Source organism: Martelella sp. UBA3392 (genome assembly GCF_002358775.1).
Classification (GTDB): Bacteria; Pseudomonadota; Alphaproteobacteria; order Rhizobiales; family Rhizobiaceae; genus Martelella; species Martelella mediterranea.
This window is the reverse complement of record NZ_DEPM01000043.1, coordinates 2,344-10,652: the sequence shown is the minus strand read 5'-3', so window position 1 is coordinate 10,652 and position 8,309 is coordinate 2,344. Positions and strand designations below refer to the sequence as shown.

Sequence of the window (8,309 nt, the reverse complement as noted above, 5' to 3'; positions counted from 1 at the left end):
GCGCATGCACCAGCGGATCTTCGAGAAGGTCGAGCCCGGGATTCGCAAATGCGATCTGGTGGCCGATATCTACGACGCCTCGCTCAGGTTCGACGATGATCTCGGGTTCGGCGGCGACTATCCGGCCATCGTGCCGCTCCTGCCGTCCGGTATCGACGCATCCGCGCCGCATCTGACCTGGAGCGACGAACCTCTGCGACTGGGCGAAGGCACCTTCTTCGAGATCGCCGGCGTGTATCGCCGCTATCACTGCCCGCTGTCGCGCACGGTCTTCCTCGGCAAGCCGACAGAGACCTTCCTCAACGCGGAAAAAGCCGTACTCGAAGGCATGGAAGCCGGGCTCGAAATGGCGCGCGCCGGCAATCTCTGCGAGGATGTCGCCAACGCCTTTTACGGCGTCTTGAAGAAATACGGCATCACCAAGGACAATCGCACCGGCTACCCGATCGGTCTCTCCTATCCGCCGGACTGGGGCGAACGCACCATGTCGCTGCGCCCGGGCGACAAGTCGGTGCTTGAGGAAAACATGACCTTCCACTTCATGACCGGCCTGTGGATGGAAGACTGGGGCTTCGAAATCACCGAGAGCATCGTCATCAAGGAAGGCGGGCCGGAGTGCCTCGCCAACGTGCCGCGCAAATTGTTCGTGAAGGGCTGATGACATGGCGACCAGCCCTTTCGCGATCGCAGCGGCCATATTGCAATTGCCGATGCATGTGATTTCTGCGTGGCTCAGAAACGGGTAATGACCGTGGCACCGATGGACTGGAACCTGTCCATGGCCATCAGCGCCGCGGGTGCATCCGCGAGGGCGATCCGATCGCCCACCAGACGCGCCGGATCGAGCTTTCCGCTCGTGATCATATCCAACATCGCTCCGTATCGGTGCGCCTGCATTCCGTGCGAACCGAGCAACTCGATCTCCTGTCCGACAATCCTGGACATGGGAACGGCGGGAGCAGCGTGCTCGCCGAGCATCAAGCCCACCTGGATGTGCTTCCCCCGCGGCCGCAGGCAGAGGATCGAATTGTTCATGGTCGTGGGGTGACCGAGCGCGTCGAGCGAGACATGCGCACCACCGCGGGTAATGTCCCTGATAGCCTCAGGCACGTCGGCCTCCCGGCCGTCGATCACGGCGACCGCGCCGAGTGCGCGAGCCAGATCCAGCTTCGCCGGACTGAGATCCACGCCGATGACATTGGCGCCCGCTGCCGCGGCGATCATGACCGCGGACAGGCCAACGCCGCCGCAGCCATGAACGGCCACCCATTGGCCCGCGCTGACCTTGCCCTGGTCGATGACCGCCCGGAAGGACGTCGCGAACCGACATCCGAGGCTTGCCGCCGTGGCGAACTCCATGCTCTCAGGTAACGCCACGAGGTTAAGGTCGGCCTGGTGAATGGCAACGTATTCGGCGAAAGACCCCCAGTGGGTGAAGCCCGGCTGTTCCTGGTGTAGGCATACCTGCTGATGTCCGGCGTTGCACTCGGAACAACTGCCGCAGCCACAAATGAACGGCACGGTGACCTTGTCGCCGACCCTCCATCTGGTCACGTCCTTGCCCACCGCCTCGATGACGCCAGCCAATTCATGACCCGGAACATGGGGCAGGGTGATGTCGCCGTCGTGTCCCATCCACCCATGCCAGTCGCTGCGGCAGACGCCCGTCGCCGCGACCCGCAGGACGACGCCATGTGGGTCGGGGGTCGGGTCCTCTACCGTGACCAGCTTGGGTTTTTCCCGGAATTTCTCGAACAGGACGGCTTTCATGGCAGGGCTTTTCGTTATGGATTTGGATTGAGGAGATCATAGCCTCCCGCTGAGAAATCAGTGTGTCATTCGTGTCAACTTTGAAGCCGTCAATGCCCCGATTCCTGCCATGCTGCAAGAGGACGGTGCGTGACCAATGCGACGCTATACAAACGGCTCGACGTCAGCGAAACGCGTGCTGGCGTTGCCTGAAACAGATCGAGAAATGCGGGATCATCGAGGGCCACCAAGCCCTTCCAAACCGCCGCAAGTTCGGCTGGGCATGCTGGACCTGATTGCCTTTTGCCGCAAGAGCCTCTTCCGGAGCGGGGGGTGCGGCCTGCCTCAGGGGGCGGCATGTGGCCGGTAGAGCGCGCGAAAGCGGGCATATCCGTCATCATAGATCGCCCGGTTCGACACATCGGGCCTGATCGTGACGCCGTGTCCGACAAAGGCCGTAACGCCCGCCCAATCATCGACGAGCCCGGCGCCCATGGCCGCGGTCCAGGCAACGCCGAGGCAGGAGCCTGGATGCCCGGTCAGGCATTGCACGGGCTGCTGCAGCACATCGGCGACGATCTGCATCCAGATAGCGCTTTGCGCCCCGCCGTCGGAGACCAGGAAACGCGTGGTTTCAAGGCCCATGTCGTTGAGCACATCGACGTGATGTCTGAGCGCATAGGCATAGGATTCCAGGAGCGCCCGCCACAGATGGCCGATATCGTGAGACAGGGTGAGGCCGGAGATCAGTCCGCGCGCATCGGGGTCGTGGATCGGCGTTTTCTCGCCCAGAAGATAGGGCAGGATCACAACGCCCTCCGCACCCGCAGGACGGTTCTCCGCCATCCGGTCGAGATAGCGATAGGTTGATATGCCTTCGGCTTCGGCGGCCTGCTGTTCCTTGCCCGCAAAGGTGGCGATGAACCAGTTCAGCGCCGAGCCGCCGGTCGACATGCAGCCGTTCGGCATGTATAGGCCGGGGATCAGGTGGTAGTCGAGAAAAAGGCGGGGATCGGGGCGCACCTTGTCGGTTGCCGTCAGGATATCGACAGCACCGCCGAATTTCAGAAGAACATCGCCGGCTTCCTGAACGCCAGCGCCGAAGGCTGAAGCCACCATATCGGCAGCACCGCCGACAACCGGCGTTCCCGCGCGAAGGCCGGTAAGGGCGGCGGCTTCCTCGCTGACGGTGCCGAGCACTTCATGCGAGGCGATTTTCGGCGGAATGGCGTTTGGCGGCAGATGCGCCCAGCCGATCAGGTCGTCATCGAGTTCGCCGCGCGCGACGTCGACAAAACCCGCCTCCAGCGCCCAGTTCTTCTCCACGGCGCGTTTGCCGGTGAGCTTGAAGTTGATGAAATCATACGAACCGAACACCGTGGCGATGCGGGCAAAGACACCCGGCTCGTGGTTTTCGATCCAGCGCAGCTTGGCGGTCACAAGCTGCTGGTTGATGCCATTGCCGGCCTTGGCGATAAAGGCGGCCTCGTCGCGCTCCCTGCGCATGGCCTCGACCTCGCGCCCGGAGCGTCCATCGCTTTGCTGAATGCTCGGTCGCAGCACGGTTCCGGCTTCATCCAGGAGCACCACGGCCGGCAACATGCCGGTGACGCCGACAGCACCGATAGCGGCCGGGTCGGTGCCTTCCAGCGCCAGCAGTTCGCGGGTGATCGCCTGGACGTTGTCCCACCACTCTGCCGGATTTTCCTCCGCCCAGCCATGATGCGGCGAGGTGAGCGTGACCGGCCGCGAGACGATCCCCACGACCCGGTCCGGCAGCGCGATCAGAATGCCGATCGTGGACGTCGTTCCGATATCGAGACCGATCACATAAGCCATGCAAGCCTCCGGGCGCGGTCAGCGCAGCGTCGCGACCTTGTCCATGAAGCGGCTGACGCGGTCCTGGTCGACCGGGTTCCAGGTGTCGCCATCGACCTTGAAATGCGTGCCGATGATGCAGCCGTCGGCAACCGACATGACGTCGGTCACATTGTCGATATTGACGCCGGTATTGGCAAAAACCGGCACGTCTTCGATCGTCTCACATACGGTTTTCAGGTCCGACTGGTCGGCGGGCTGGCCGGTGATCGGGCCGGAGACCAGAATGGCATCGGCCATCGACGAAAAGACAGCGCTCTTGGCGCGTAGCGCGATCGGCCGCTGGTCGAGCGGATGGGCGAATTCGGCGTTGATGTTGAACAGCAGTTTCATGTCCCTTGCGCCGAGATTGGCGCGCAGCCGCGCCGGCGTGGCGCAGTCGGGCGCCCAGACGCCCATGTCGGAGGCAAAAACGCCGGTGAAGATCTCGCGCACGAAGCTTGCGCCGGTCACCGCGCCGATCGCTATGCTCGCTTCCGGGTCCCAGAGGTAGTTGACGCCGAAGGGCACCTTGAGTTCCGGTTTCAACGCCTGCACCACGGCTGTCATCGCAGCAATGCCCTCGACGGGGGCCTTGCGCACATAGGGGCGGTCATTCTCATTGCCGAACATGATCGCGTCGACGCCGCCGGCCTGCAGTTTCTCGATATCGGCGAGGACATCCGCGATCAGCTTGTCGAGGCCGCCATCCTTGTCATATTGCGGAGAACCGGGCAGCGCACCGATATGGGCCATGGCGATGACTGCCTTCTTCTTGGCGCCGAAGAACTCGAAAATCATTGAAGTACTCCATTTGAGAAAGCAGGCTGGCGGGCAGGGGCCGTAGGCTTGCGGTCAGGATGCCATTTTGCGCGCGCGGCCGGCGATGCGGATTTCGACCTCGGCGGCCGCGAGTGCTTTTGCGAGTTCGGGCGGCGGCTCGGCATCGGTGATCAGCACATCGAACTGTTCAAGATCGGCGACATGGACCAGCGATATGCAGGAAAACTTGGAGGCGTCGCACAAAACGACTTTCCGCGTCGAGCGGCTCAGGAACACGCGCTTCATCTCGGCGTCGTCGAAGGAGTAGTCGTATATCCCCTGGGGGGTGAGGCCGGAAATACCGATGAAGGCGATGTCGAACCAGAGCGCGCTGAAATCGGCGATTGCCGCAGGGCCGGAAATCGACATTTCGTCCCCGCGCATGCGCCCGCCCGGCAGATAGACCTCGGCCAGACCCTCGCCGAGGAAAAAGGCGTTGCGGACAGAGCTGGTGAAGATCTTGGTGTGTTGACGGTCCTGCAGCCTTCTGGCCAGCAGCAAGGCTGTGGTGCCGACGTCGAGCGCGATGGTGCGCGCCCCGGCGGAAAGTGTCTCGGCCTCAATGGCGATGGCCTGCTTGGCCAGCGCGTTCTTGACGGTTCTGAGCTGGAATGACGGTTCGCCGGGAAGGGTTGCCGGGGCGGCGACAGGTTCCGCGCTCTGTTCGGAGCGCACCGCGCCTCCATGGGTGCGGGCAAGCTTGCCCTCCTTTTCCAGTTCGGCAAGGTCGCGTCGGACCGTCATCTCGGAAACGCCGAGTTGCCCTGCGACATCGGAGACCGAGAGCGCCCCGAATTCGGCCAGAACGCCAAGGATGCGCGCGTGGCGCACCTGGGCCAGAACCTTGGTCTTTTCTCCGGTCTTTTCTCCCTGGCCACCCTGCAAGACGGATCCTTTCGGCACGATTGAGGCTTCGAACAGGCGCAGCGTATTCTGACGCAAGCCGATCTAGACTGAACCTCATGACTACCAGCAGGTTCGAACAAATTCAAACATTATTTTCTCTTGTTGTGTATGTTTTTGTTGATATATGATCGAACTCACCAAAAAGGGGAACGAAAAATGACACACCCGGTCTTTCCGGAACTTGAGGGCCGCAAGGCCGTGGTTACGGGCGGCGCCACCGGTATCGGGCGCGCCATCGTCGAGGCGCTCAGACGCCAGAAGGTTGATGTAGCCCTGTGCGATATCAATCCCGAAACGGCGGCGAAGACCGCCGCCGAAAACGGGTCCGTTGCCATAGCGATCGATGTGCGCAAGCGGGCCTCCGTGGAAGCGGCATTCGCCGAGGCGGAAGAAAAACTCGGCGGCTTCGACATGCTGTTTGCCAATGCCGGCGTATCGTCCATGCAGCATGCGCTGGAACTGACGGACGAGGAGTGGGACTTCAATTTCGACGTCAACACGCGCGGCATCTTCCTCACCAACCAGATCGCCGGCCGCCGCTTCAAGGCCAATGGCAAGGGCGTGATCGTCAATACCGCGTCGCTCGCCGCCAAGGTCGGCGCGCCGCTGCTTGCGCATTATTCGGCGAGCAAGTTCGCCGTGCTCGGCTGGACGCAGGCGCTCGCGCGCGAGCTTGCCGGCGACGGCATCCGCGTCAACGCGATCTGCCCGGGCTTCGTCAGAACCTCGATGCAGGAGCGCGAGGTCGAGTGGGAAGCCAGCCTGCGGGGCATGACGCCGAAAGAGGTGATCGCGGACTACGTCTCGCAGACCCCGCTTGGCCGGATCGAAACACCCGAGGACGTAGCTGATGTGGCGATCTTCCTCGCCAGCAACTCCGCACGCTTCATGACCGGGCAGGGCGTGAACGTGACCGGCGGTGTCTACATGACCTGAAGCCCGCCCTTCGGCAGGCACTGAACCGACGGGGATAACCGGGTAAACCAATGGCAGACATTATTTTCGACGGTATCGGCAAGCGCTATCCGGATGGGTATGCTGCAATTGCCAATCTCGATCTCCATATCAGGGACGGCGAGTTTCTGGTGCTTGTCGGGCCGTCCGGTTGCGGCAAGTCGACCGCGCTCAGGATGATTGCGGGCCTTGAGGACATTACCGACGGGCGGCTGATCATTGACGGCGTCATCGCCAACAACCTGGCGCCGCGGGATCGCGACATCGCCATGGTGTTTCAGTCCTATGCGCTTTATCCGCATCTGGATGTCGAGGAGAATATCGGCTTCGGTCTCAGGGTGCGCGGCGCAGACAAGCAGGTGCTGGCGAAGAAGGTGCGCGAGACGGCCGAACTTCTGGAGCTTTCCGAGCATCTGAAGCGTAAGCCCGGTCAGCTTTCGGGCGGTCAGCGGCAGCGGGTCGCCATGGGCCGGGCGCTGGTGCGCGATCCCAAGGCCTTCCTGATGGACGAGCCGCTCTCCAACCTCGATGCCCGCCTGCGCGGGCAGATGCGCACCGAGATCGCGCGGCTGCAGAAGCTCACGGGCGTCACCACCGTCTATGTCACCCATGACCAGGTGGAGGCGATGACCATGGGAGATCGCGTCGCCGTCATGCGTCATGGCGTTCTTCAGCAGCTCGATACGCCGCGCGCGCTTTACGACACGCCCGCCAACCTGTTCGTTGCAGGCTTTATCGGCGCGCCGTCGATGAATTTCATGGCGGCCGATCTTGTCGCGGTCGAGGACGGGATCGAAGCCCGCCTCGGGCCGTTTGGCTTTGTCTTCGGGGCGGGCGATCGCGTCCGTCGACCGGGCCTCAACCGCTCGATCGGCGACCGCGTGATCCTGGGCATCCGTCCGGAGATGTTCACGCCGGTCGCGCATGCCGAAAGCGCTGCCAATACCGTCACCGGCGAAGTTGTCTTCGTCGAGGATCTGGGGGCAACGCTTCTGGCCCATATCGACATCGGTTCCGCCGATGACAGCCTGCGCGAAATCGGCCATGATGGCGAGGGTGACGGCGCGCTGTCCGCGCCGCGCCTGCGCGCCGTTCTCGATGGCCAGATGCAAATCCGGGCCGGCGAGACCATCACGCTCGCCGTGAATGCCGGAAATATCCATGTCTTCAATGCGCAGACGGAAAAAGCGATCCGGGATTGAGCGGGTCACAAGGCCGGCGTGAGAACAGCGCCGGACCTTTCGTCTTGGAAAACGGCCAGCCCTTCAGTCGCGCCCGTCAGTGAATCCCCTTGGTCAGCCCCTGCACGAAATAGCGGTTCAGGAACAGGATCACGATCACGATCGGAATAGTGGAGAAGTGCGCCAGCGCGCCGAGCGTGCCCCAGGTGATATCCTTGGTGCCGTAGGCCGACAGCAGCGCCACGGAGAGCGGTTTTGATTCCAGCCGCGTCAGGAACATCGGGTAGAGGAAATCGTTCCAGGAAAACATCAGGCAAAATAGGACGCAGGCGATGATGCCGGCCATCACGGCGGGCAGCGCCACCTTGAAGAAGGCGCCGAACTGGGTGCAGCCATCCGTCAGCGCGGCTTCCTCGAGTTCCGGCGGAAGCCCGCGGAAATAGGAAAACATCAGCCAGGTGACGAAGGCCGAATTCAGCATCGAGTTGATCAGCACGACGGACATCCAGCTTCCCAGAAGCCCGATATCGCGCATCATCAGGTAAAACGGGATGAGGGCCGCCACCGACGGGATCATCCGGATCGCCATCAGGAAATAGGCAATGCCCATGGCATAGCGGCTTTTCGAACGCGCCAGCGCATAGCCCGCCGGAACGCCAAGCGCCAGCGACAGGATGACCGAGCCCGTGGCGATCAGCACGCTGGAGCGCAGCAGGCTCCAGACATCGAACAGCCGAAAGATCGTGCGGAACTGGTCGAGCGTGGGCGAGAAGGCGAATGTCGGCGGGATGGAGAAGATCGCGCTCGAGGGCTTGTAGGCGGTGGTCGCCAGCCACAGGA

General features: G+C 62.7%; 8 protein-coding genes. 3 read left to right on the top strand and 5 right to left on the bottom strand.

The features are described from left to right. Positions 1–658 (top strand): M24 family metallopeptidase (locus B4E36_RS03505; RefSeq protein ID WP_345899984.1); only part of this gene is annotated, 658 nt, incomplete at its 5' end. 74 nt (positions 659–732) lie between these two features. Here B4E36_RS03505 and B4E36_RS03500 read toward each other — a convergent pair. From B4E36_RS03500 to B4E36_RS03485, 4 genes are all read right to left on the bottom strand, one after another. Beyond that, the gene (locus tag B4E36_RS03500; protein WP_345899983.1) at positions 733–1,770 is read right to left on the bottom strand and encodes a zinc-dependent alcohol dehydrogenase family protein; all 1,038 of its coding nucleotides are present in this window, start codon (positions 1,768–1,770) and stop codon (positions 733–735) included. Positions 1,771–2,094: 324 nt separating this feature from the next. Next, positions 2,095–3,588 carry an FGGY-family carbohydrate kinase gene (locus tag B4E36_RS03495; protein WP_292056770.1) on the bottom strand — a complete coding sequence of 498 codons (1,494 nt, stop codon included), beginning with the start codon at positions 3,586–3,588 and terminating at the stop codon, positions 2,095–2,097. An 18-nt stretch (positions 3,589–3,606) separates the two neighbouring features. Further along, complete coding sequence (locus tag B4E36_RS03490) at positions 3,607–4,407, bottom strand: BtpA/SgcQ family protein (protein WP_292056772.1); 801 nt, start codon at positions 4,405–4,407, stop codon at positions 3,607–3,609. Positions 4,408–4,461: 54 nt separating this feature from the next. Continuing rightward, positions 4,462–5,313 (bottom strand): DeoR/GlpR family DNA-binding transcription regulator, encoded by an 852-nt coding sequence (locus B4E36_RS03485; RefSeq protein ID WP_345899982.1) that lies wholly within the window; start codon positions 5,311–5,313, stop codon positions 4,462–4,464. Between the two features lie 177 nt (positions 5,314–5,490). On the opposite strand from B4E36_RS03485, the gene B4E36_RS03480 reads away from it, so the two are divergent. Together B4E36_RS03480 and B4E36_RS03475 are read left to right on the top strand one after the other, a co-directional pair. Beyond that, on the top strand, positions 5,491–6,270 hold the full coding sequence (locus tag B4E36_RS03480; RefSeq protein WP_292056776.1) for an SDR family NAD(P)-dependent oxidoreductase: 780 nt from the start codon (positions 5,491–5,493) through the stop codon (positions 6,268–6,270). Between the two features lie 50 nt (positions 6,271–6,320). Beyond that, positions 6,321–7,490 (top strand): ABC transporter ATP-binding protein, encoded by a 1,170-nt coding sequence (locus B4E36_RS03475; protein ID WP_345899981.1) that lies wholly within the window; start codon positions 6,321–6,323, stop codon positions 7,488–7,490. A gap of 76 nt (positions 7,491–7,566) precedes the next feature. On the opposite strand, the gene B4E36_RS03470 is transcribed toward B4E36_RS03475, so the two are convergent. Next, on the bottom strand, positions 7,567–8,309 hold a 743-nt coding region (locus B4E36_RS03470), incomplete at its 5' end, for a carbohydrate ABC transporter permease (protein ID WP_345899980.1).

Excerpts from the sequence above, each read along its gene's own strand:
- B4E36_RS03480 (WP_292056776.1), top strand. The coding sequence starts at position 5,491 with ATGACACACCCGGTCTTTCCGGAACTTGAGGGCCGCAAGGCCGTGGTT.
- B4E36_RS03495 (WP_292056770.1), bottom strand. The coding sequence starts at position 3,588 with ATGGCTTATGTGATCGGTCTCGATATCGGAACGACGTCCACGATCGGC.
- B4E36_RS03475 (WP_345899981.1), top strand. The coding sequence starts at position 6,321 with ATGGCAGACATTATTTTCGACGGTATCGGCAAGCGCTATCCGGATGGG.
- B4E36_RS03500 (WP_345899983.1), bottom strand. The coding sequence starts at position 1,770 with ATGAAAGCCGTCCTGTTCGAGAAATTCCGGGAAAAACCCAAGCTGGTC.
- B4E36_RS03490 (WP_292056772.1), bottom strand. The coding sequence starts at position 4,407 with ATGATTTTCGAGTTCTTCGGCGCCAAGAAGAAGGCAGTCATCGCCATG.